This window comes from Pseudomonas sp. DE0010, from assembly GCF_007680745.1.
Classification (GTDB): domain Bacteria; phylum Pseudomonadota; class Gammaproteobacteria; order Pseudomonadales; family Pseudomonadaceae; genus Aquipseudomonas; species Aquipseudomonas parafulva_B.
The window spans coordinates 91,193-114,425 of sequence record NZ_VEJQ01000017.1; the positions used below are offsets into that span (position 1 = coordinate 91,193).

The 23,233-nt window shown below is 62.2% G+C and carries 23 protein-coding genes; 12 read left to right on the top strand and 11 right to left on the bottom strand.

Translation table 11 applies throughout. From position 1 onward, the window contains the following. The first annotated feature begins 60 nt into the window (after positions 1 to 60). The 4 genes from FS767_RS14370 to pdxH all read left to right on the top strand — a co-directional run bounded on the left by FS767_RS14370 (position 61) and on the right by pdxH (position 5,305). Positions 61 to 2,307: a beta-galactosidase gene (locus FS767_RS14370; protein WP_144966395.1), complete on the top strand. Its 2,247-nt coding sequence runs from the start codon at positions 61 to 63 to the stop codon at positions 2,305 to 2,307. An 85-nt stretch (positions 2,308 to 2,392) separates the two neighbouring features. Beyond that, positions 2,393 to 3,538 (top strand): serine hydrolase domain-containing protein, encoded by a 1,146-nt coding sequence (locus tag FS767_RS14375; protein WP_058637968.1) that lies wholly within the window; start codon positions 2,393 to 2,395, stop codon positions 3,536 to 3,538. 99 nt (positions 3,539 to 3,637) lie between these two features. Then, positions 3,638 to 4,639, top strand: coding sequence for an OmpA family protein (locus FS767_RS14380; protein ID WP_144966397.1), 1,002 nt, complete (start codon positions 3,638 to 3,640; stop codon positions 4,637 to 4,639). 18 nt (positions 4,640 to 4,657) lie between these two features. Next, positions 4,658 to 5,305: a pyridoxamine 5'-phosphate oxidase gene (gene pdxH / locus FS767_RS14385; RefSeq protein ID WP_144966399.1), complete on the top strand. Its 648-nt coding sequence runs from the start codon at positions 4,658 to 4,660 to the stop codon at positions 5,303 to 5,305. A 38-nt stretch (positions 5,306 to 5,343) separates the two neighbouring features. On the opposite strand, the gene FS767_RS14390 is transcribed toward pdxH, so the two are convergent. Next, positions 5,344 to 5,577, bottom strand: a complete 234-nt coding sequence (locus tag FS767_RS14390; protein WP_058606036.1) for a hypothetical protein — start codon at positions 5,575 to 5,577, stop codon at positions 5,344 to 5,346. Between the two features lie 146 nt (positions 5,578 to 5,723). Here FS767_RS14390 and FS767_RS14395 point away from each other — a divergent pair, with 146 nt between their 5' ends. Next, positions 5,724 to 6,188, top strand: a complete 465-nt coding sequence (locus tag FS767_RS14395) for a glycine zipper 2TM domain-containing protein (protein WP_023535237.1) — start codon at positions 5,724 to 5,726, stop codon at positions 6,186 to 6,188. A 72-nt stretch (positions 6,189 to 6,260) separates the two neighbouring features. Here the strand turns inward: FS767_RS14395 and FS767_RS14400 are convergent, their stop codons facing one another. The 7 genes from FS767_RS14400 to FS767_RS14430 form a co-directional block, all read right to left on the bottom strand. Next, on the bottom strand, positions 6,261 to 7,868 hold the full coding sequence (locus FS767_RS14400) for an NAD(P)/FAD-dependent oxidoreductase (protein WP_078478109.1): 1,608 nt from the start codon (positions 7,866 to 7,868) through the stop codon (positions 6,261 to 6,263). Positions 7,869 to 7,971: 103 nt separating this feature from the next. Continuing rightward, positions 7,972 to 8,646, bottom strand: a complete 675-nt coding sequence (locus tag FS767_RS14405) for a COG3650 family protein (protein ID WP_144966401.1) — start codon at positions 8,644 to 8,646, stop codon at positions 7,972 to 7,974. Between the two features lie 176 nt (positions 8,647 to 8,822). Further along, complete coding sequence (locus FS767_RS14410; protein ID WP_023535231.1) at positions 8,823 to 9,524, bottom strand: ABC transporter ATP-binding protein; 702 nt, start codon at positions 9,522 to 9,524, stop codon at positions 8,823 to 8,825. Further along, a complete protein-coding gene (gene livG, locus FS767_RS14415; protein ID WP_023535212.1) occupies positions 9,525 to 10,292 on the bottom strand; it encodes a high-affinity branched-chain amino acid ABC transporter ATP-binding protein LivG in 768 nt (255 codons plus the stop codon). After that, entirely contained in the window at positions 10,289 to 11,545 is a 1,257-nt protein-coding gene (locus FS767_RS14420; RefSeq protein ID WP_023535261.1) for a high-affinity branched-chain amino acid ABC transporter permease LivM, read from the bottom strand. The genes livG and FS767_RS14420 overlap by 4 nt, the downstream gene beginning before the upstream one ends. Beyond that, the gene (gene livH, locus FS767_RS14425; RefSeq protein WP_023535272.1) at positions 11,542 to 12,465 is read right to left on the bottom strand and encodes a high-affinity branched-chain amino acid ABC transporter permease LivH; all 924 of its coding nucleotides are present in this window, start codon (positions 12,463 to 12,465) and stop codon (positions 11,542 to 11,544) included. Before livH ends, FS767_RS14420 begins: the two co-directional genes overlap by 4 nt. 185 nt (positions 12,466 to 12,650) lie before the next feature. Next, on the bottom strand, positions 12,651 to 13,766 hold the full coding sequence (locus FS767_RS14430; RefSeq protein ID WP_058606031.1) for a branched-chain amino acid ABC transporter substrate-binding protein: 1,116 nt from the start codon (positions 13,764 to 13,766) through the stop codon (positions 12,651 to 12,653). 355 nt (positions 13,767 to 14,121) lie between these two features. Between FS767_RS14430 and FS767_RS14440 the strand changes: the two genes are divergently transcribed. Then, complete coding sequence (locus FS767_RS14440; protein ID WP_144966415.1) at positions 14,122 to 14,421, top strand: DUF2288 domain-containing protein; 300 nt, start codon at positions 14,122 to 14,124, stop codon at positions 14,419 to 14,421. A gap of 194 nt (positions 14,422 to 14,615) precedes the next feature. Continuing rightward, complete coding sequence (locus FS767_RS14445) at positions 14,616 to 15,509, top strand: NAD(P)-dependent oxidoreductase (RefSeq protein ID WP_144966403.1); 894 nt, start codon at positions 14,616 to 14,618, stop codon at positions 15,507 to 15,509. A 112-nt stretch (positions 15,510 to 15,621) separates the two neighbouring features. Here the strand turns inward: FS767_RS14445 and rapA are convergent, their stop codons facing one another. Continuing rightward, positions 15,622 to 18,468, bottom strand: coding sequence for an RNA polymerase-associated protein RapA (gene rapA / locus FS767_RS14450; protein ID WP_058606028.1), 2,847 nt, complete (start codon positions 18,466 to 18,468; stop codon positions 15,622 to 15,624). Between the two features lie 159 nt (positions 18,469 to 18,627). On the opposite strand from rapA, the gene FS767_RS14455 reads away from it, so the two are divergent. The 5 genes from FS767_RS14455 (at position 18,628) to FS767_RS14465 (ending at position 20,711) form a co-directional block, all read left to right on the top strand. Next, positions 18,628 to 19,320, top strand: coding sequence for a M949_RS01915 family surface polysaccharide biosynthesis protein (locus tag FS767_RS14455; protein WP_144966405.1), 693 nt, complete (start codon positions 18,628 to 18,630; stop codon positions 19,318 to 19,320). A 62-nt stretch (positions 19,321 to 19,382) separates the two neighbouring features. Beyond that, positions 19,383 to 19,718, top strand: coding sequence for an aspartate-semialdehyde dehydrogenase (locus tag FS767_RS14460; RefSeq protein WP_144966407.1), 336 nt, complete (start codon positions 19,383 to 19,385; stop codon positions 19,716 to 19,718). Positions 19,719 to 19,783: 65 nt separating this feature from the next. After that, on the top strand, positions 19,784 to 19,942 hold the full coding sequence (locus tag FS767_RS22870) for a hypothetical protein (protein ID WP_167339851.1): 159 nt from the start codon (positions 19,784 to 19,786) through the stop codon (positions 19,940 to 19,942). Between the two features lie 135 nt (positions 19,943 to 20,077). Then, entirely contained in the window at positions 20,078 to 20,194 is a 117-nt protein-coding gene (gene ccoM / locus FS767_RS23350) for a cytochrome c oxidase subunit CcoM (protein ID WP_023535213.1), read from the top strand. Between the two features lie 169 nt (positions 20,195 to 20,363). Beyond that, positions 20,364 to 20,711 (top strand): DUF2025 family protein, encoded by a 348-nt coding sequence (locus FS767_RS14465; RefSeq protein WP_144966409.1) that lies wholly within the window; start codon positions 20,364 to 20,366, stop codon positions 20,709 to 20,711. Here FS767_RS14465 and FS767_RS14470 read toward each other — a convergent pair. Both FS767_RS14470 and FS767_RS14475 read right to left on the bottom strand, forming a co-directional pair. After that, positions 20,692 to 21,789, bottom strand: a complete 1,098-nt coding sequence (locus tag FS767_RS14470) for a diguanylate cyclase (RefSeq protein ID WP_144966411.1) — start codon at positions 21,787 to 21,789, stop codon at positions 20,692 to 20,694. The two genes, FS767_RS14465 and FS767_RS14470, sit on opposite strands and share 20 nt — an antisense overlap. Before the next feature lie 224 nt (positions 21,790 to 22,013). Further along, positions 22,014 to 22,910 (bottom strand): formate/nitrite transporter family protein, encoded by an 897-nt coding sequence (locus FS767_RS14475; RefSeq protein ID WP_144966413.1) that lies wholly within the window; start codon positions 22,908 to 22,910, stop codon positions 22,014 to 22,016. Positions 22,911 to 23,233 lie beyond the last annotated feature (323 nt).

The window sequence follows — 23,233 nt, forward strand, 5'->3', positions numbered from 1 at the left end:
CGGCACGTTGTCCAACCTCAGTCGTGGGCCATGAGGGCCCTGAAGGAGAGACCCCGCCCTATGGTTCGCCGTACCTTGCCCGCTGTCATCGCCCTGCTGTTGAGTCCGCCGTTGCTGGCGGGGCAGCAGACGTTGTTCAGCTTCGTGCGCCCGGCCTCGGTGGTCAATGTCGCAACCGTGGATGCCGGCATGCCCCAGTACAACGCCGAGCAGACCGCCCAGGGCGAGGTGTTGCGACGCGTGGTGTTCAACGCCGCCGAGCGGCCGACCTTGCGCATGAGCCCGCAAAGCGGCACCTGGGACTGGTCCACCGGCCGCTTCCTGACCCTGCGTCTGCAAAACGCGATGGCCTGGGCGCTGACCTTGGATGTGACGGTGCAGGGCAGTGACGGCCGTACGCTGACCAGCCGTATCGACTTGCCGGCAGGGCCTGCGCAAACGGTGATGGTGCCGTTGACAGCGCGTTCGCCCCTGCAGCAAGGGCTGCGTGCAGGCCCGCCCATGCCGTGGAGCTTCGGCGGCCAGCGCGTGCTACTCGGCAGCAGCACGGGCGCGGTGGACCTGGCACAGGTCGCGGCGGTCAGCCTGAGCATCCCTGGTCCCAAGGCAGCCCAGAGCCTGCTGATCGAGCGCGTGGGCATCCAGGATGACGACCAGGCGTGGCAGGCGGCCTACCGCGAACTCATCGACGCCTACGGCCAGTCCACGCGCAGCACCTGGCCTGAGAAAGTGGCCAGTGATGAGCAGCTCAAGGCGAGCGCCGGGCGTGAACCGCAGCAGATCAAGGGGTGGTTGGCCGAACGTGATAAGCAGCCGCTGGACACCTATGGCGGCGTGACGGCAGGCACGCCCTTCGAGGCTACCGGGTTCTTCCGCACCGAAAAACGCGAGGGTCGCTGGTACCTGGTGACGCCGCTGGGGCACCCGTTCTATTCCCTGGGCGTCAATGCCGTGGCCGCAGATGGCGGGCGCACGTATGTGGCGGGGCGCGAGGGGATGTTCAAGGCGCTGCCGCAACAGGGCGAGCACCTGTCCGCCTTCTATGGCCAGGGCAATAACGATGACGGCAATGCCTCGTCCCAGGGGCGCGCCTTCAAGAAGGGGCAGTGGTTCGACTTCTATGCCGCTAATCTCGAACGCACCTACGGAGCACCGTGCCAGGGGGCCGACCCGCAGGCGCCAGCGCAGCCGGCCAATTGCCCTCCTGCCAAGTTGGACAGCGCCCGCTGGCAGCGCCATACACTCGACCGGCTGCAGGCCTGGGGCTTCAACACATTGGGCAACTGGAGCGATGCGGCCTTGGGCGAGCACCAGCGCGTGCCTTACACCTTGCCGCTGTCCATCGTGGGCGATTACGCGAGCATCAGCACCGGCATGGACTGGTGGGGCCGCATGCCCGATCCCTTCGACCCACGCTTTGCGATGGCCACCGAAAGGGCCGTGGCCATCGCCGCCCGCGATCACCGCGATGACCCTTGGCTGATCGGTTATTTTGCCGACAACGAGCTGGCCTGGGCGGCCCCGGGCGATGACCCGAAAGCGCGCTATGGGCTGGCCTACGGTACCTTGCGCCTGACCACCGACGTACCGGCCAAGCGCGCATTCCTCAAGCAGCTGCGTGACAAGTACCGAAATCAGGAAGGCTTGTCCAAGGCCTGGGGCATCGAGCTGTCGGCTTGGGAGTTGATGGAAGACCCCGGTTTCGAGGCCCCACTGCCCAGCCCGGAACACCCGGAAATCGAACGCGACTATCAGTATTTCCAGCAGGTGTTCGCCCAGACCTATTTCAAGACCCTCTCCGACTCGCTCAAGTGGCATGCCCCGAATCACCTCTTGCTGGGCGGGCGGTTTGCCGTGAGTACGCCCGAAGCGGTCAAGGCCTGCGCCGAGTTCTGCGATGTGCTCAGCTTCAATTTCTATGCCCTCAAGCCTCAGGACGGCTATGACTTCGCGCGCCTGGCGGAGCTGGACAAGCCGGTGCTGGTGTCCGAGTTCCAGTTCGGCTCGCGCGATCGCGGGCCGTTCTGGCCGGGGCCGGTGGAGGTCGCACGCGAGGAAGACCGCGGGCCTGCCTATGGCAATTTCCTCAAGGCGGCGCTTGCCCAGCCCACGATCGTCGGCGCCCATTGGTTCCAGTACCTTGACCAGCCTGCCAGCGGCCGATTGCTGGACGCAGAGAACGGGCACCTGGGTTTGGTTGCCATCACCGACATCGCCTACCCAGGCTTCGTCCAGGCCGTGCGCAAGAGCAATCTCGAGGCATTGGACCAGTTGCGCGCGCACAGCCAAGCGCCAGCGTCGCCGTGACGAGCGATGGGCGCCTGTAGGCAAAAGGCCGAACTACTGAAACAATGCAGGCCCTTTTGCCAACATGCCGCATGGAGAACACAGGGTGCAGATTCAGGGTCATTTTGAGCTGAAATTCGAAGCAGTGCGCGAAGCCTTCGCGGCGCTGTTCGATGATCCCCAGGAACGCGGGGCTGCGCTGTGCATTCAGGTGGGCGGTGAAACGGTAGTGGACCTGTGGGCGGGCACCGCCGACAAGGATGGCCAGCAGCCTTGGCACAGCGACACCATCGCCAACCTGTTTTCCTGCACCAAACCCTTTGCCGCCGTCACCGCCTTGCAACTGGTGGGCGAGGGCAAACTCGAACTGGATGCCCCGGTGGCGCGTTATTGGCCTGAGTTCGGTCAGGCGGGCAAAGCGGCTATCACGCTTCGACAATTACTCAGCCACCGTGCCGGTCTGCCTGCGATTCGCGAGCTGCTGCCGGCCGAGGCCCTCTACGACTGGCAGGCAATGGTCGATGCCCTGGCCGCGCAAACACCGTGGTGGACACCGGGTAGCGAGCACGGCTACGCCGCTATCACCTTTGGTTGGCTGATCGGCGAGTTGATTCGGCGCGCAGATGGGCGCGGCCCAGGCGACTCCATCGTGGCGCGTACGGCGCGGCCGCTGGGGCTGGACTTCCATGTGGGGCTGGCCGACGAGGAGTTTCATCGGGTGGCCCATATCGCGCGCGGCAAAGGAAACCCCGGTGACGCCGCTGCCCAGCGCCTGCTGCAGGTGACGCTGCGTGAGCCCGAGGCGCTGTCTACAAGGGCGTTTACCAACCCGCCCGCCATTCTGACCAGTACCAACAAACCTGAATGGCGGCGCATGCAGCAACCCGCAGCCAATGGCCATGGCAATGCCCGCAGCCTGGCTGGGTTCTATGCAGGCCTGCTCGAAGGCAGCCTGCTGGAGTCGGAGCTGCTGGAGGCGTTCACTCGCCAACACAGCCTGGGCCAGGACCGGACCTTGCTGACCCAGACGCGCTTCGGGCTGGGCTGCATGCTCGACCAGCCTGATGTAGCCAATGCCACCTTCGGCTTGGGTGCTCGCGCCTTCGGTCACCCCGGTGCCGGGGGGTCGGTCGGGTTTGCCGATCCGGAGCGAGATGTGGCTTTTGGCTTTGTCGTCAATACCTTGGGCCCCTACGTGCTGATGGACCCTCGTGCCCAGAAACTGGTGCGCGTACTTGGGCAATGCCTTTGATCGGTTAGTGCGGGTATTGCCCAGCCTCTTTGACTATCCTCAATGCCGACGCCTCAAGAGTGTGGGCAAAATTTCTTTCTAATTCATGGTGTATCGCTGATGTCTTCACATAAAACCTTAGCACTCGCCCTGTGCCTGACCGCTGTCACCGGCTGCGCCAGCCATCCCGAGGGTTCTGCCAAGAGCGCCAGTTCAAGCTGGTGGCCATTCGGCTCGGACAAGGTCGCCGAACAGGAAGTGAAGGCAGCAGTCACGGAAAAGGTCGCCAAGGCCGACGCCAAATCCGAAAGCAGCAGCCGCTGGTGGTGGCCATTTGGCGGTGAGCAGAAGCAGGCCCAAGGGCCGGTGGTGCCGAAGATCGACCAACAGGCCACCCAGGCCTGGTTGGACGAATACGAACCCAAGCTGCGCGAGGCCATCAAGGACAGCAAGCTGGAGCTAGAGCGGCGCGACAACGTACTGGCAGTCACCTTGCCAGTAGACGGCGCGTACAACCCTGACCGTCCGAACATGTTGTTGCCCGTCACCCTGGGCCCCATCACCCGCGTGGCCAAGACGGTCGAAGGCGACCCCAAGACGGCCGTGCTGGTGCTGGGCCACGCCGACACCAGCGGCGTGGTGGCTGCCAACCAGAAGCTGAGCCTTGAGCGTGCTGCCTCGGTATCGGCCATCTTCCGCCTGAGCGGGTTGCAACGTGATCGCCTGATCCTCAAGGGCATGGGCTCGGTGATGCCCCGCGCCGCCAACGACAGTGCCGAAGGCCGTGCGCTGAACCGCCGCGTGGAAATGCTGCTGACCCCACAGAACACCATGGTCGCGCTGCTGAGCAAGTATCAACAGGCCACGCCAACGCCGTCGCCGGCTGCCATGGTAGCCGTGCAGGATGCCAAGGCACCTGTGACCAAGGCTCCAGCCGCCAAGGCCCAGCCAAGCAAAGCTGCAGCCAAGCCAGCCGGCAAAACCGCCGCCAAGAAGCCTGCCGCCAAAGCCAAGTCCCCGGCCAAGACGGCGAGCAAAAAAGCGGCGGCCGCCAAACCTGCCGCCAAGAAAGCTGCCACTGACAAGAAGGTAGCTGCCAACAGCCCTGCGAAGACCAACTGATCGTCAAGGAACGCAGCAATGACCCAATCCCTGGCCGATATGCGCCGCGATTACACCCGCGACGGCCTGACCGAGGCTCAGGCCCCGGCCGAGCCGTTCGCCTTGTTTCACCAATGGTTCGGCGATGCCGTGCAAACAGAGCAGGTGCCGGTGGAAGCCAACGCCATGACCCTGGCCACGGTGGATGCCGATGGGCGACCGCACTGCCGTGTGCTGTTGCTCAAGGGGCTGGACGAGCAGGGCTTCACGTTCTTCACCAACTACGACAGCGCCAAGGGTAGGCAGCTGCAGGCCAACCCGTTCGCCGCCATGACCTTTTTCTGGCCGGCGCTCGAACGGCAAGTGCGTATCGAGGGCCGTGTCGAGAAGGTCTCGGCCAAGGAATCGGACGATTACTACCAAGTCAGGCCGTTGGGCAGCCGTCTGGGCGCCTGGGCATCGCCCCAGAGCCAGGTGATCGCTGGGCGCGAGGCGCTCGAAACCCTGGTCAAGGCGACCGAGGCGCGTTTCTCCGACACCCAGCCTCACTGCCCCGAGCATTGGGGTGGCTACCGCCTGCTGCCAGAGCGCATCGAGTTCTGGCAAGGGCGCGCCAGTCGCCTGCATGACCGCCTCAACTACCGCAAGGCGGCCCAAGGCTGGCATCGCGAGCGTCTCGCGCCTTGATACACGGGGCTACAAGATAGCCCCATCGGCTCTGTTCTTCAGCGCGAATACGCCGCCGCCTCCTGCGCAAGCCACTGAGCCAGTGCCTTGCGCCCCATCTTCGACTGACGCGCATGTTGCAACCGCTGCAGCATGTACGCCTGCTTGTGCGGGTCGCCACCTGCCAGTGACAGCGCCAGGTCACGGTCCATCCATTGCCGCATGCGCACGTACAGCCAGGCGTGGAAACCCAACCCGGCGAGGGTGGCGACCACGACGATGAAGTAATCCATGGTTATCCTTGGTCTGATTGGTAAGCGCCCTGCCTGACCGCGTTGGCTGTACGCTGGCTGAATGAAAGCAATTTTATGCAGTGAGTACCGTGACAGCCGTCAATGTGCAGCGTCTAATGAGTACCTGACTTATGGAGATTCTACCCATGCGTAAATCCGCTTTGCTGGTTGCGACCTTCACAGCCACCGCGCTGCTACTCGGTGGCTGTGCGTCAAACTTGAGCGGCGACAGCTATTCGCGCGATGAGGCCCGCCGTGTGCAAACCGTGCGCATGGGCACCATCGAATCGCTGCGCCCTGTGAAGATCGAAGGTACCAAGACGCCGATTGGCGGAGGCGCTGGTGCCGTAGTGGGTGGCCTGGCGGGCAGCGCCGTCGGTGGCGGGCGTGGCAGCATCGTCGCTGCCGTGATTGGTGCCGTTGCCGGTGGCCTGGCCGGTTCGGCCGCTGAAGAGGGCATCACCCGTACCCAGGGTGTGGAGATCACGGTGCGCGAAGACGACGGCAGCATGCGCGCCTATGTGCAGTCCGTGCAGGAAAACGAGATTTTCCGAGTGGGCGACCGTGTGCGCATCATGACGGTCGATGGCACCAGCCGCGTCTCGCACTGATCAACGCCCTGAAAAAACCCGATCAGGCTTCTGGCCTGGTCGGGTTTTTTTGTACCGGCATTTCAGGGCTTGTTACTGGGCCAGCATGGCCTTGGCCACCGCTTCAGCAACCCGAATGCCATCAACCCCTGCAGACAGAATGCCACCTGCATAGCCCGCCCCTTCGCCGGCAGGGAACAGCCCCTTCACGTTCAGGCTCTGGAAATCTTCGCCCCGCGTGATGCGAAGCGGCGAAGAGGTGCGGGTCTCGATCCCGGTCAACACCGCGTCATGCAGGTTATAGCCCTTGATTTGCCGATCAAAGGCGGGCAAGGCCTCGCGTATTGCCTCAATGGCGAAGGCCGGCAGGCTTGGCGCCAGGTCACCCAGGGTCACGCCAGGCTTATAGGACGGCTCGACACTGCCCAGTGCGGTCGAAGGCTTGCCAGCCACGAAATCGCCCACCAGCTGAGCCGGTGCCTGGTAGTTGCTCCCGCCCATGACGTAGGCGTGCGCTTCCAGGCGCTCTTGCAACTCGATGCCGGCCAGCGGGCCGCCGGGGTAGTCCCGTTCCGGGTCGATGCCGACGACGATGCCGGAGTTGGCATTGCGTTCGTTGCGTGAGTACTGGCTCATGCCATTGGTGACGACGCGGCCGGGTTCACTGGTGGCGGCCACTACCGTGCCGCCTGGGCACATGCAGAAGCTGTAGACCGACCGCCCGTTCTTGGCGTGATACACCAGCTTGTAGTCCGCCGCACCCAGCTTGGGGTGACCTGCATACTTACCCAGGCGCGCCTTGTCGATCAACGATTGCGGGTGCTCGATGCGGAAACCGACGGAAAACGGTTTGGCTTCCATGTACACACCCTGCGCATGCAACATGCGGAAGGTATCCCGGGCGCTATGGCCCAATGCCAGAACCACATGCCGTGAAAGCAGCTGCTCCCCACTTTCAAGCACCACGCCCTGAACCTGGCCTTCTTCGATCAGCAGATCGGTGACCTTTTGTTCGAAACGAACCTCTGCCCCCAGGGCGATCATTTCCTGGCGCATCTGCTCGACCATGCCGGTGAGGCGGAAGGTGCCAATGTGCGGCTTGTTGATGTACAAGATCTCGTCAGGCGCGCCGGCCTTGACGAACTCCTCCAACACCTTGCGGCCGTGATGCTGAGGGTCCTTGATCTGGCTGTACAGCTTGCCGTCGGAGAAGGTCCCGGCGCCGCCTTCGCCGAACTGCACGTTGGACTCGGGGTTGAGCACGCTCTTGCGCCACAGGCCCCAGGTGTCCTTGGTGCGCTGGCGCACTTCCTTGCCGCGTTCGAGGATGATCGGCTTGAAGCCCATCTGCGCCAGCAGCAAACCGGCGAAAATCCCGCACGGGCCCAGGCCCACCACGATGGGGCGTGCGCCCAGGCCCTCAGGGGCATGGGCGACATACTTGTAGGTCACGTCCGGCGCGGGCCCGACGTTATGGTCGTCGGCGAACCTGCGCAGCAACTCTTCTTCGTTGCTGGCATGCAGGTCGATGGTGTAGATGAACAGCAGTTCGGTGTTCTTCTTGCGCGCATCGTAGCTGCGCTTGAACAGGTTGAAGCTGATCAGCTGCTCGTCGCGGATGCCAAGGCGCTGGACGATGGCCTCGCGCAGTGCTTCATCGGGATGGTCCAGGGGCAGCTTGAGTTCGGTGATTCGTAGCATGGCAGGGTCCAGTATCCCGGCCATGGGCGGCCGGCGGCTTAACACAAACCGCCAAGTATAAAGCTTTAGCCGCCTCGACTGGCAGGATTAAGCCGCCCGGTCATCAGTCATCGCGCGCGCCACCGTAATAACCGCAGCCTTGCAGGGTCGTGCCATCAATGCGCAGCTCGGCGCGCAGATGGTTGAACGCGCCCGTGGCCGGGTCCATGCAGCGCTGTGGCGCCAGCCAGAGTTCTACGCGCTGCCCATTGGCTTCGCTGGTCAGCGTCAAGCCGCCACCGGGTACCTGCTCCTCCAGAAAGGGCAGGGCAAGCGGGGGTTGGTCGGCACGGTTGAGCACCATGCCCCGGCTATTGGCCTTGACGTCCCAGTCAGGCTTGTGGCCACCGGCTCGCAGGGTGAGCTGCTTGAAGTTGGGGTCGATGCACCCAGTGCTGGCGTGTTCCAGGCGGTACAGGCGGCGCAGGTCTAGTTGCCCATCGGTGTTGGCCTGCTTGCTGCCTGTAAGCCGGCCACGCACGTCGGCGAACAGGGTGTCGTTGGCCCCGGTTGCAAGGTTCGCTGCTTCCTGCAGGATACCCGTGGCGGCGGCATCGTTGATGACGAAGCTGCGTGGTTCGTTGCAGGGCTTGAATAGCAACTGCCCACCGGCAGCGTGAACCTGGCCTTGCATGCGGGTGCTGCCGATATCAGGGTCGGCGGGTTTTTCGGCCAGGAGCTGGCAGCCCGCGAACAGGGGCAACAAGGCGGTCAGTAGCAGGGAAGGGGTCAGGCGCATGACGGGCTCCGGTGTTCGAGAGGCCGTCACGTTACTGAGGCAGGCAGGGGCAACACAAGCCCAGCGAAGATAAATAGACGGCTGCCACCTGCGCGCAGTCAGTGCTGTTTGATCGTGAAGCGGGGGTGCAAGCGTGCAGGGCCAAGATAACGGGGCCCTGGCAGGCCCCGCTGGCATCAACCGCCTAGATAGGCGTCACGCACTTTTGGATCGGTCAGCAGCCCTTCGCCCGTACCCTGCATCACCACATGCCCATTCTCCAGCACATAGGCCCGGTCGGCGATCTTCAGCGCCTGGTTGGCGTTCTGTTCTACCAGGAACACTGTCACGCCATCACGGCGCAGCTGTTCGATGATGTCGAAGATCTGCTGGATGATGATCGGTGCCAGGCCCAGGGAGGGTTCGTCGAGCAGCAGCAACTTGGGTTTGCTCATCAGCGCACGCCCAATGGCCAGCATCTGCTGCTCGCCCCCGGACATGGTGCCGCCGCGCTGGGCATACCGCTCCTTCAGGCGCGGAAACAGCTGCAGCACTTTGTCCAACTGCGCCTGATAGTCACCCTTGTCGGTGAAGAACCCACCCATGGCCAGGTTCTCCTCGACGGTCAGCCGGGCGAATACCCGGCGGCCTTCGGGCACCACGGCAATGCTCTTGCGCATGATGTGCGAGGAGGGCTGGCCGACCAGTTCCTCGCCCAGGTACTTGATGCTGCCGCTGTGGGCTTGGGGTGAACCGCACAGGGTCATGAGCAAAGTGGATTTGCCCGCGCCGTTGGCGCCGATCAGGGTGACGATTTCGCCCTGATTGATCTCCACGTTGACGCTGTGCAGCGCCTGGATCTTGCCGTAGAAAGTGGAAACGTTCTCGAACTTCAGCATTTACGCTTCCCCCAGGTAGGCTTTGATCACTTCAGGGTTGTCGCGGATTTCCTGGGGCGTGCCGTGGGCCAGGGGCGTGCCCTGGTTGATGACCACGATGTGATCGGAAATGCTCATCACCAGCTTCATGTCATGCTCGATCAGCAACACGGTCACGTTGTGTGATTCACGCAAATAGGCAATCAATGCCTTGAGGTCCTCGGTCTCTTTCGGGTTCAACCCGGCAGCCGGCTCGTCGAGCATGATGATCCGCGGGCGGGTCATCATGCAGCGGGCGATTTCCAGGCGCCGTTGCTGGCCGTAGGCGAGGGTGCCGGCGGTGCGATTGGCGAATTCGGTCAGGTTGACCTTGTCCAGCCAGTACTGCGCCCGCTCCATGGCTTCCTTTTCACTGCGGCGAAACCCCGGGGTCTTGAACAGCCCGGCGAAGAAGTTGGTGTTCAAGTGCCGGTGCTGGGCGATCAGCAGGTTTTCCAGCGCCGTCATTTCCTTGAACAGGCGCACGTTCTGGAAGGTGCGTACCACCCCTTTGCGCGCGATCTGGTGCCCGGCCAGGCCTTGGATGGGCTCGCCATCGAGCAGGATGGTGCCGCCGCTGGGCCGGTAGAAACCGGTCAGGCAGTTGAACACCGTGGTCTTGCCGGCGCCGTTCGGACCGATCAGCGCCACTACTTGTTTTTCCTTGACGGTCAGGCCAACGCCATTGACCGCCAACAAGCCGCCGAAGCGCATGCTAAGGCCGCTGACTTGCAGAATTTCGCGGCTCATCGACGCAGCTCCATGTGGGGACGTTGCATTGGCAGCAGACCTTGCGGACGCCAGATCATCATCAGCACCATCAGTGCACCGAACATCAGCATCCGGTATTCACTGAATTCGCGCATCAGCTCCGGCAGCAGGATCATGACGATGGCGGCGAGGATCACGCCCAGCTGCGAGCCCATGCCGCCGAGCACCACAATGGCCAGGATGATGGCCGACTCGATGAACGTGAACGATTCCGGCGTCACCAGCCCTTGGCGAGCGGCAAAGAAGCTGCCGGCAAAGCCTGCGAAGCAGGCACCCAGGGTGAAGGCCGAGAGCTTGATCACGGTGGGGTTCAGGCCCAGGGCACGGCAGGCGATCTCGTCTTCGCGCAACGCTTCCCAGGCACGGCCGATGGGCATGCGCAACAGGCGGTTGATCACGAACAGCGCAAGCAGTGCCAGCAACAGTGCAACCAGGTACAGGAAGATGACCTTGTTGATCGAGTTGTAGGGCAGGCCGAAATACTCGTGGAACGTTTGCATGCCCTCGGCGGCGCGTCGCTCGAAGGTAAGGCCGAAGAATTCGGGCTTGGGAATGTTGCTGATGCCGTTGGGGCCACCGGTCCAGTCGGTGAGGTTACGCAGGAACAGGCGAATGATCTCGCCGAAGCCCAGCGTCACGATCGCCAGGTAGTCACCCCGCAGGCGCAACACCGGAAAACCGAGCAGGAAGCCGAAGGTGGCGGCCATCAGTCCGGCAATCGGCAGACAGACCCAGAAACTCCACCCCAGATAGTGCGACAGCATGGCGTAGCTGTAGGCACCCACGGCGTAGAAGCCCACATATCCCAGGTCCAGCAACCCGGCCAGGCCGACCACGATGTTCAGGCCAAGGCCGAGCAACACGTAGATCAGGATCAGGGTGGCGATGTCGACCGCGCCGCGCGAGCCGAAGAAGGGCCAGATCAGGGCCACCACGACCAGCCCAAGAATCACCCAGCGCTGGGTTTTGGGAAGGGTCAGGTAGTTGCTCAGCGCAGGTGGAATCAGCTTGCGGTCCGAGCGTCGGCCCATCACCGAGCTCCACTGCCGGTCGAACAGCACGCGCAGGAACATCAGCACCGAGCACACGGCGATGATGCTGATAGTGAACGAGCCCTGGCTATGCACCACCAGGCTGATGCCGTCGATGCTCAGCTTCAGGCCCAGCACCGGGAAGGCCACGGCCCATACCAGCAAGGCGCTGAAAAACGCCGGTTTGAGATTCTTGTTCATACTTTTTCAACCTCCGGGCGGCCCAGGATGCCGGTCGGCCGGAACAACAGGACGAGAACCAACAAGCCGAATGCCACGACGTCCTTGTACTGGTCGCCGAAGATGTCGGCGCCGAACGCTTCGGCCACACCCAGCACCAGCCCACCGAGCATGGCGCCCGGAATGCTGCCGATACCGCCTAGCACCGCGGCGGTAAAGGCCTTCAGGCCAACCAGGAAGCCGGCGTTGGGGTTGATGACCCCGTATTGCATGCTCAGCAGCACGGCCGCGACAGCCGCCAGGGCAGCACCGATGACGAAGGTGAGGGCGATGATGTTGTTGGTGTTGATGCCCAGCAAGTTGGCCATCTTGATGTCCTCGGCGCAGGCGCGACATGCGCGGCCCAGTCGCGAACGGGAGATGAACAGGGTCAGCAGGGTCATGGCCACCAGTGTTACCACGAACACCAGCACTTGCATGTAGGACACCAGGACTTCTTCTGCGCCGCCTGGTCCGAACGAGAAGCTGCCCGGAATCAGGTTGGGAATGGACTTGTCCTTGGAGTCTTGGGACAACAGCACGGTGTTCTGCAGGAAAATCGACATACCGATGGCAGAAATCAGCGGAATCAGCCGGTTACTGTTGCGCAGTGGGCGGTAGGCAACCCGTTCGATGCTGTAGCCATAGGCACTGGTCACGAAAATAGTCGCGACGAAGGCAACGGTCATCAGGATCGGCAGCGAATGAATACCCATCATGGCCAGACCCGCCAAGGCGATGAACGCCACATACGAGCCGATCATGTAGACCTCGCCATGGGCGAAGTTGATCATGCCGATGATGCCGTACACCATCGTGTAGCCGATGGCGATCAAGGCATAGGTGCTGCCGATGGTCAATCCATTAACCAGTTGTTGGAAGAAATGGTAGATCTCAGGCATTACAGCGCTCCTAAAAACCTGATTTGCATTTCGCTGGCCGGGGTACGGCCAGGAAACCGCGGGTGACGGTTTTAAGATTTTCAGGTGAGCCCGTCCCCGGATCGCGGGGGCGGGCCCATGAACCTCGTAAAACAAAGCCCACTGCTCGCACAGTGGGCTTCTCGGTCAGCTATTAGTCACGCTTGTTACTGAGGGGAGACTTCAGTCTTCGGTTTGCCGAAGTGCCATTCGTAAACCACGAACTTGAAGTCTTTGAGGTCACCCTTGTCGTCATAGGTCAGGGTGCCGGTAGGGGTCTTGAACGAGCCACTGTGGATGGCCTCGGCCACCTTATCGGTGTCCTCGGATTTCGCGGCCTTGATGCCTTGGGCGATCAGCTCGACGGCCGAGTAGGCAGGGAAGACGAACGGGCCGCTCGGGTCCTTGCCGTCAGCCTTGATCGCGTCGACGATCTTCTTGTTCTCAGGGTCGGCATCGAACGACTTGGGCAGGGTGACCAGCAGGCCTTCGGAGGCGTTCTGGGCGATTTGCGAAATGGAGTCGTTACCCACGCCTTCCGGGCCCATGAACTTGGCTTTCAGGCCTTTTTCCTGCGCTTGACGCAGGATCAGGCCCAGCTCTGGGTGGTAGCCGCCGTAGTACACGAAATCGACGTTGTTCTGCTTGAGCTTCTGGATAATGGACGAGAAGTCCTTGTCGCCGGCGTTAAGGCCTTCGAACACGGCAACCTTGGTGCCTTTTTGCTCTAGGGTCTGCTTGACGGCCGTAGCGATGCCTTCACCGTACTGCTGTTTGTCGTGCAGTACCGCGACCACCTTGGGCTTGACGTGGTCGGCGATGTAGTTGCCGGCGGCAGGGCCTTGGGCGCTGTCCAGGCCGATAGTGCGGAAGATCAGCTTGTAGCCGCGGGAGGTGATTTCCGGGGACGTTGCCGCCGGGGTGATCATGATCACGCCTTCGTCTTCGTAGATGTCGGACGCTGGCTGGGTGGAGCTGGAGCACAGGTGGCCGATGACGAACTTGACGCCGTCGTTGACCACTTTGTTGGCGACGGCCACGGCCTGTTTAGGGTCGCAGGCGTCGTCGTATTCCTTGGCTTCGAGCATCTTGCCATCGACACCGCCTGCGGCGTTGATGTCCTTGATGGCTTGCTTGGCACCGATGAACTGCATGTCGCCATACTGGGTCACGGGGCCGGTCTTGGGCCCGGCGATCCCGATCTTGATGGTATCGGCGGCAAACGAATGGCTGGCTACCCCGGCCAGAACCATTGCGGCGAACAGCTTGGAAATCTTGATCATAGTGCTCCACTCATTCTGTTGTAATTCTTATAGTCCTGGCGGCCAGGGCTACAGACCAGGCGGGTTGCGGCGTGGTCATGCCAACGCGCAAGCCCACCTTCCCCCGGAACATGTCCCGGAACTGTACCGGTACAGTGTAGAGCGCTGTCTGCGCGCTTGAAAAGCGGGCAAAAAGCGCCTGGTTTCACGGTTGTCGCTTGCTTGACACTAAAGTACAAAAAGGCGCCATCAGATGGCCTATCTTGGCAGTCGCACTTCGAAAAGACGCGGCCTGCCAGCCAATTGCATATTTGAAACCAGGTTTTTCTGCAAAAATGCCGGCCCTTTCAAAGCCAGATTTCCAGCGGATATTCCCATGACTGATCGAACAAGCACCCTCTATGCCAAACTGCTCGGAGAAACCGCCACCATCGAGTGGAAAGCCCTGGAAAGGTTCTGGGCAAAAGGTGACCTGATTTGGGTCGATCCCGCCCTGGATCTGATCACCGTGGCCACGGCAATGGCCGAAAACCGCAGTGATATCTTCGATAAGTGGCGCACTGATGGCACTGTCGGCCCGGTTACGGCCGAGCAAGCCAGTGAACTGCAAACCCGCGATCCAGAGATCTGGGCGGTGGTCGTGTCGCCGTTCATCGTCATTCAAGTCAGGCAGTGAATAGCAGCCTTGTGCTTTTTTGGTGCGCGAAAACGCGCAGGCGCCTCTTTTGGGTGCTCGTGATTGCTCAATTGAGGTAGAGGTAAGTAACAATTCGGCGTGGCGGTAACAGTTTACGGCATGCGTAAAGGTGGTCATCGCCGCAGTCACGCAGCGCGGCGTTGCCCCAGCCCCTTTTTAGCCAGGAGTACCTGATGAGCAACGCATTACCTTCGCTTGGTTTCGCTGGTGTCGGTCTGATGGGCCTGCCGATGTGCAAGCGCCTGCTGGCGGCCGGCTATCGGTTGTGGGTATGGAACCGCAGCCCGGAAAAATGCCAGGCGCTGGTTGCCGCAGGCGCACGACTGGCCGCAAGCCCCGCCGAGCTTGCACGGCAGGTGGACATGGTATTGCTATGCCTGGCCGATACCGCCGTGGTGCGCGAGGTGGTATTTGGCGATCAGGGCGTTGCTGCAGGCGCGCAGCAGGGCCAGCTACTGGTGGATTTTTCCAGCCTGGAGCCTGGCGCTACCCGGGAAATGGCAGCCCAACTGGGCGCCTTGTGTGGGATGGCCTGGCTGGATGCCCCGGTGTCCGGAGGCACGGTGGGCGCGCAGGCAGGTACCCTGGCTATCATGGTGGGCGGAGAGGAAGCTGACTTGGCGCGTGCTCGCCCAGTGCTGGAGGTGCTTGGTCAGCGGGTGACGCACATGGGAGGCGTTGGCGCTGGCCAGGTGACCAAGGCCTGCAATCAGATGATCGTGGCGTGCAACGCCCTGGTCATTGCCGAGGTCATCGCGCTGGCCGAGCGTTCCGGGGTGGACGCCGGGTTGATCGCCCAGGCCCTGGCAGGCGGATTTGCCGATTCCAAGCCTTTGCAGATATTGGCCCCGCAGATGGCAGAAAGCCGTTTCGCTCCCATCAAGTGGCATGTACGAACGCTGCTCAAGGACCTGGATGGTGCCGTTAAGTTTTCACGCGAACAGGGCGCGGCGACGCCGCTGACGGGTCTGGCTGCCCAATTGATGCGCTTGCACGGCAGTCAGGGTTACCTGGACCAGGACCCTTCGACCTTGGTCGAGCAGTATCGAGTCAAACGCCAGGACTAGGTGCTGACCAAGCGCGCGGTAGGGAAACCGCGCGAGGTTGGGACGGTCTGACCTGCAGCGGCCTCATCCCAGGACGGGTAAGGGCGCTGCAGGTCAGGCGGGCCCACTGCGGTCAGCCTGCGACCAGCACGCGGATCGCTTCAAGGCGCAGCGCTGCTTTGGCCAACATGGCCAGGCCTTCTTCGCGCTGCTTGCGCAACGCGTCGATTTCACTGTCCCTCACGCTTGGGTTGACCGCTTGCAGTGCCACCAGGCGGGCGAGCTCTTCGTCGGCCTCGGCGGCCAGGCGCCGTTGGGCTTCGGCCACCCGTTGCTCGTGTAGCGGGACGATCTTTTCTTCGCCGCTGCCGATGCGCTTTGCAAGTACGTCGCGCTGAGCCTGGACGAACTTGTTGGCACTGGCACGGGGTACGCTTTCGAGCTGATCGTTCAGGGTCTCGAATGCGACCCGCGACGCCAGGTCATTGCCGTTGGCATCAAGCAGGCAGCGCAGGGCGGCTGGCGGCAGGTACCGGCCCAGTTGCAAGCTGCGCGGCGCGACCACCTCGCTGACGAACAGCAACTCGAGCAGCACGGTCCCAGGCTTGAGCGCCTTGTTCTTGATCAGCGCCACGGCGGTATTGCCCATCGAGCCGGACAGCACCAGGTCCATGCCGCCTTGCACCATCGGGTGCTCCCAGGTCAGGAACTGCATGTCTTCACGCGACAGCGCCTGGCCGCGGTCATAGGTGATGGTCACACCTTCGTCATCGCCCAAGGGGAAGCTGGCGTCGAGCATCTTCTCGCTGGGCTTTAGGATCAGCGCGTTTTCCGAATGGTCTTCACTGTCGATACCGAACGCATCGAACAGGGTTTCCATGTAGATCGGCAGGGCGAACTGATCGTCCTGCTCGAGGATGGCCTCGACCAGCGCTTCACCTTCGCCGGCACCACCGGAATTGAGTTCGAGCAAGCGGTCACGGCCGGTATGCAACTCGGCTTCGAGCCGCTCACGTTCGCTACGCGCTTCGTTGACCAGGCTGTCCCAGGCCTTGCTGTCATCGCTGTCGAGCAGTGCCAGCAGGCGGGGGCCGAACTGATGCTGCAGGGCGTTACCGGTGGGGCAGGTGTTGAGGAAGGCGTTGAGACCTTCGTGGTACCACTGGAACAGGTGCGCTTGCGGCGTGCCTTGCAGGTACGGCACGTGCAACTCGATGGTGTGCTTCTGGCCGATACGGTCCAGACGGCCGATACGTTGTTCGAGCAGGTCGGGATGGGCAGGCAAGTCGAACATCACCAGGTGATGAGCGAACTGGAAGTTGCGCCCCTCGCTGCCGATTTCCGAGCAGATCAGCACCTGGGCGCCGAATTCTTCATCGGCGAAGTAGGCCGCCGCGCGGTCGCGCTCCAGGATGCTCATGCCCTCGTGGAAGACCGAAGCCGGAATCCCGGAACGTACGCGCAGGGCGTCCTCCAGGTCCATGGCGGTCTCGGCATGGGCGCAAATGACCAGCACTTTGGTACGCTTGAGCATTTTCAAGGTGTCGATCAGCCAGTCGACCCGCGGGTCGAAGCGCCACCAGCGCTCTTCCTGCGCCTGGTCCGCCTGGGACTGGAACGCCACCTCAGGGTAAAGCTCGGCGTGTTCGCCCTCGGGCAAGCTGGCGTACTGCTCTGGGTTGGGCAGTGGGTGAGGGTGCAACTGCCGCTCAGGGAACCCCTGGATGGCGGCGCGGGTGTTGCGGAACAGCACGCGTCCGGTGCCATGGCGATCGAGCAGTTCGCGGATCAGTCGGGCGCTGGCCTGGCTGTCCCCGTCGTTGACCGCCGCGAGCAGTGCGTCGCCCTCGGCCCCGAGGAAACCCTGGATGGTGGCGTGGGCCTTTGGCGACAAGCGTCCCTCGTCCAGCAGCTCTTGCACCGCCTCGGCCACCGGGCGGTAATGCTCGCTTTCGGCGCGGAAGGCCGCCAGGTCATGGAAACGGTTGGGATCGAGCAGGCGCAGACGCGCGAAATGGCTGTCCTGGCCCAATTGTTCAGGGGTTGCAGTGAGCAGCAGCACGCCGGGAATGACCTGGGCCAGCTGTTCGACCAGTGCATATTCGGCACTGGCGTGTTCCTCGTGCCAGACCAGGTGGTGCGCCTCATCGACCACCATCAGGTCCCAGCCCGCCGCGAACAGCGCATCCTGGGCTTTCTCGTCGTCGACCAGCCACTCCAGCGCGACCAGCGCGAGCTGGGCGTCCTCGAAGGGGTTGCTGGCATCACTTTCAATGAACCGTTCGGCATCGAACAGGGCGACCTGCAGGTTGAAGCGCCGGCGCATCTCCACCAGCCATTGATGCTGGAGGTTCTCGGGCACCAGGATCAGCACCCGGCTGGCGCGGCCGGTCAGCAGTTGGCGATGAATCACCAGGCCTGCCTCGATGGTCTTGCCCAGGCCCACTTCGTCGGCGAGCAGTACGCGAGGTGCGCTGCGGTCGGCTACTTCGCGGGCGATGTGCAACTGGTGGGCGATGGGCTGGGCACGGCAGCCGCCCAGGCCCCACAGCGTGGACTGCATCTGCTTGCTGGTATGCTGCAGGGTGTTATAGCGCAGGCTGAACCAGGACAGCGGGTCGATCTGGCCGGCGAACAGGCGGTCGCTGGCCAGGCGGAACTGGATGAAGTTCGACAGCTGGGTCTCCGGCATCGTGCGGGGCTGATTCTGCCCGTCGAGCCCGTGATAGACCATCAGGCCGTCGATGTCCTCGACTTCCCGCACGGTCAGTTTCCAGCCTTCGAAATGAGTGATCTGGTCACCTGGCGAGAAGCGCACGCGTGTCAGCGGCGCATTGCGCAGGGAATATTGGCGGGTATCGCCAGTGGCCGGGTAGAGGACGGTCAGGAGGCGGCCATCCTGCGCCAGGATGGTACCCAGGCCGAGCTCTGCCTCGCTGTCGCTGATCCAGCGTTGCCCCGGTTGATACTGCTGCGCCATACTGCCTGCACTCCCGCGATGAAAAAGCCGATTATGTTAACGGATCGGCCGGGCAGACCAAAGTGCCGAGTGCACCTGAGGGTGCCGAACGGTCTCGGCCGGTGCATCAGTCTAGCCGTTTCGTCGCTTCCTGCCGTGCCGACGAGGGTTATGCATCCCATGCCTGCCAAGCCTCTTTGCGTTATCTTGAGCCTCACGGTCGGCGGTCTGCTCCTGGCAGGATGCAAGCCGAAGACCTTCGAAATGTTGCCGCCTATCCCCATGGAGCAGCTGGAGGTGCTGGGCGTGCAGGCACCGCTCAAGAGTGTGCACTACCGGGACAGGGACGGCGAAGGGCTGTTGGTCTTGAGCCGTGTCGATGGCCAGGCCAGCGACCCTGAAAGTGAGCAGGAAGTGGACAAGGTCGTGCTCAAGGCCACCTTGTACGGCCGAAGCAAAGCGCAGGAAGCCTTCCAGGCGCGCTGGCAGATCGATCAGCAAACCACGTGTCCGGGTTTGGACCTGGATGTGGACTTCTACACCGATGTCAGCGGCGTGGCCGACCTCGACCAGAACGGTACGGCCGAGGTGACGGTGGCCAGCCATGCCTTCTGCGGAGGAGGTGTCGAGCCCCATGACATCGCCATCGAGATGCGGGACGGGCAAAGGGTCTACAGCATCACGGGCCAGTCGCTGATCACCCCGGCAGGCGAAGACCCGATCGGCGGCGAGCGCCAGGACAGTGCCTCGCTCAAGGCCGCCCCGGCCTGGGTTCGGGCCCATATGGATGCAGTGTGGCAGCAGGTCTACCAGCGTCCCTGGAGCGAAACCGCCTTGCAGGACCAGGATGAGGCGGCGGACGAACCGGGCTAAATGTTGTCCATGACTTCAAGGCAGCAGCAGGGCTGCCGATACAGGGGTACAGGAGAACCGCCATGCTGCCACCGATCATTCCGCTCAGCGCTGCCCCGGTCACCTCGCAGCAGGACCCGGTCAAACCGACCCCGGATATAAAGCCGGTAGTGCCGGCGCAGCCTGCGTCCGGTGAAAGTGCAATCGACCTCAAGCGCCAGCGTGACCCGCAGGACCAGCAGTTGCTGCTGCGCGAGGAGCAGCGCCGACAGCAGCAACGCGAGGGTAAAGGCAAAGGTAACGATGAGCGATTCGACGCGTTGCCGGGCCATGAGGTCAACGCCGACAATACCGTGCCAGTGGTGCCCTTGATGGATGAGCCCGTGCGCCAGGGGCTGCTGGTGGACATCGAAGTATGAAACGGGACTGGCAAGCGTCTGGTTCTGGCCCCATCATGCAGTATCCGTAGTGTGTAGAGCCCAGTATGAGCCAAGACAATCTCATTGATTTCGATGCCGAACGTGCACGCCGTGTGCATGACATCAAGGAGAAGCGCCTGAACGAGATGCGCGATGCCTTCGAGCAGGCACTGCCCTTGAATGCTGTCAAGAAGAAGTCCAAGCGCAAGCCCAAGAAGCGCTGATGCTTGACGCAGGTCAACCCTGCACCCGCCCCACGCGCCCGTCCCCGGGCGTCATTGACCCTGGTCAATTTTCTCCCGCCTGGCATTGGTTACTGTTCTCCCATCGGACAACGGCAAACAAATGGAGAGGTCGGCATGTTCTTCGACAACGTGGTTATCGCAGGGGTGGTAACGGTGGGGTTGATGGTGGCTTTCTTCGCCGGTCTAGGCATTTTCATCTGGAAGGACTCGAGCAAGCGCAAGCGTCCTTGATCTTCCCGATCCATGAGCACGCAAGGCATTTAGGGCGACTTCGGTCGCCCATTTTTTTGCCTGGCATTTGTTCCGGCGACGTGGGCCGATACCCGCGGGCGTGGCTGGCAGCGGCAAGCATTCCCGTTTGATGGCTGCGCAGCACGTTCCATTCATCGTGAGGTGGGGCATGACCATTACATCCCAGGATATCTGCAATGCAGCCGAGCAGCTCAAGGGCTTCGTCGGCTTTCACGGTAAACGCGGCCTTTATATCGTGCGTTTCTCCGAGGATGCCTTTGGCATGGATATCGCCGACGACAGCATCATCCCCTGCAGCGAGTTCGTATGGCGACCCGAACAGGGGCATCGCATGGCCTTGTGTCGCGAGCGGCTGGGCCTGTTGCTGGAGCAACGCATGGATGAACGGTTGAATGTGAGTGAGCCGCTCAGGGCCTACCTTCGTCGGCACGACCTGCCGGAGATTGTGGCCGAGCGGCGCTTGCACCCGGCAGGTGTCATCGCGCCAGCGATATGAAGACGGGGGGCTCGGCAGGAGGCGTCATGCTGGTATCGGCTTGATGAGTGGCCATGACGCGATCCCGACCGTTGCGCTTGGCTACATACAAAGCGGTGTCCGCCTGGCGTAACCAGCCGTCCGGCGTCTCCAGCGAGGGGTCGAACGGGCACAGGCCAATGCTCAAGCTGATGCGCAGGTGCGGCGTCTGCGGGTCGCGGTAGGCCGCCACGCGCTCGCGCAGGCGCTCCATGGCCTGGCAGGCCTGGGCTTCGGTGGTGCTCGGCAGTATCACGCAAAATTCGTCGCCCCCGTAGCGACCGGCCTTGTCGCCTTCGCGCAGGGCGCCGCGCAACTCGATGCTCACCTGGCGCAGCACCTGATCGCCCACTACATGGCCGAAGGTGTCGTTGATGGTCTTGAAATGATCAATGTCGATCAGGGCAACTACCGCTTCACCGCGCTGTTTCCTGCAGCCGTGAAAACGCCTCGCCAGAAGGTCTTTCCAGGCGCCGTGGTTGAGCAGCCCGGTCAGGCTATCGGTCAGGCTGAGGGTGTTGAGTCGGCGTTTGTGCTCGGCCAGCTTGATCGCCAGTCGATAGCAAACCCACCCTAGCGCCGCCGGGTACAACGTCAGCATCGGCAGGCAAGCATAGACCTGAAAGGCGGTGGCGTCGGGTTGAAATCCCGCCCCCAGCAAGACGCAAGCCGTAAGCATGCCTGCCACTTGCGCCATGCCTGCGCGAATTGCCAAGGCCTTGCCGCCGGCTGCGACGTTGTTCATGGTGATCATCGATAGAACGGTGACCGTCGGCAGCGGATTGAACTGCATGGCACCGGCCCAGAACCCACCCATTAGCGAATCAAGAAAAAAGTTGCGTTGCTCGGCCTGGTAGGGGGCTTTGGACCGGGCCGCCCACAGATAGGCCAAGTGTGGCCATAGCAAGCCGTTGAACAGCATGAATGCCCAAACCCAGGCGGGGGGAGACAAGGGTTCCACTGCGGCCATTACCGCGAAAAGCCCCACACCCTTGCCCAGTACCCGTGGCAGATAAATCCGTTTGGCAAACGAAAGGCCCTTGCCGGTGCGTGTGTCCATGGGTGTGATCTCTATCGGGGCGCTTATTGCTTAACGTGCGCGAGTATTCTGGGCCATGGGCGGCGCACGAGACATGGCCTTGCAAGCCAAATCACGGGTGATGCGAGCAGTCGAGGTGGGACCTGAAAGAGGACGGGAAAGCTGGGCAGCGTTGTCGGCACGCCGTTGCCCAGCTTCCTTATAGAAGAAGAGGAGATGTTACCCGCACGCCGTAAGGCTACGTTTCACTTTTGCTGATCGTCTTGGCGTTTTCGCGAGGGCTGTTCATCTTTGAGTAACTGCGAGGGTGATTTGCCGCTGTCGCTGCGCACTTGGGCATGGCTGATCAGGCCAAAGATGAAACTGCCGCCGATGATGTTGCCGGCCAGCGTAGGCAGGGCAAAGTGCAGCAGGAAGTTGCTCCAGGTCTCCTCACCTGCCCAGACCAGATACGAAACCTCTACCGACCCCACCACGATGTGGGTGAAGTCGCCCAATGCCATGAGGTAGGTGATGACCAGGATGATCCAGATCTTGGCATGCTCCATGGAGGGGATCATCCAGACCATGGTGGCGATCATCCAGCCGGACACGATGCCTTTGGCAAACATCTGGCTGACGTCGTTTTCCATCACCTTACGCCCCACCTCCAGGAAGGCGATGTCTGTCTTGGTATCGAAGATGGGCAGTTCGAGCATTACCCAGGCCACCAGCAAGGTGCCGGCCAGGTTGCCGGCCAGGACCACGCCCCAGAGACGCAGCAGGCGACCGAAGTTGCCCAGCGTTGGCGTCGTCATCACCGGCAGGACGGCGGTCAGAGTGTTCTCGGTGAACAACTGCTGCCGTGCGATGATGACGGCCAGGAAACCGGCGCTGTAGCCGATACTGGCGATGACCTGCGCGCTCTCGCCGTCGGGCAGACGCGAGTACAGAAGACCCATGGCCATCAGTGACAGCCCCATGGACAAACCAGCGGCAAGGGCTGACCACCAGAGCGCAGCCAATGTACGTTCCAGTTCCTGGTCGCCCTGCAACCGGATGGTTTCGTGGAGCACTGCCGCACGTGGCGGCTGGTTGGAGCTGACCTCCTGTTGTTCGTCTGCAGACAGGCCCGGGGTTTTCTCGCTTTGCGCCTCGCTCATTACCGCTACGCTCCGTGGTGGGTTTATCTACAGATTCACCTCAGCCTCATTAAGTTGCGGGGAGTGGGGCGGTACGCGTGCAAAAGTTTTTAAATCAAAGGGTTGACTCAAGATTCAAAGCGCGTATTATTCGCCACCTCGCAGCGAGTAACGCGGCGGGGAAGTCGGTCAGCGGTTGAAGTTTCAAGTCTTCGAGTAAGGCGCTTTAAAAAACTTCAAAACAAACGCTTGACAGGCAATGAGGAAAGCGTAGAATGCGCGCCTCGGTTGAGACGAAACAGGCTCAACCAAACGCTCTTTAACAAATCGAATCAAGCAATTCG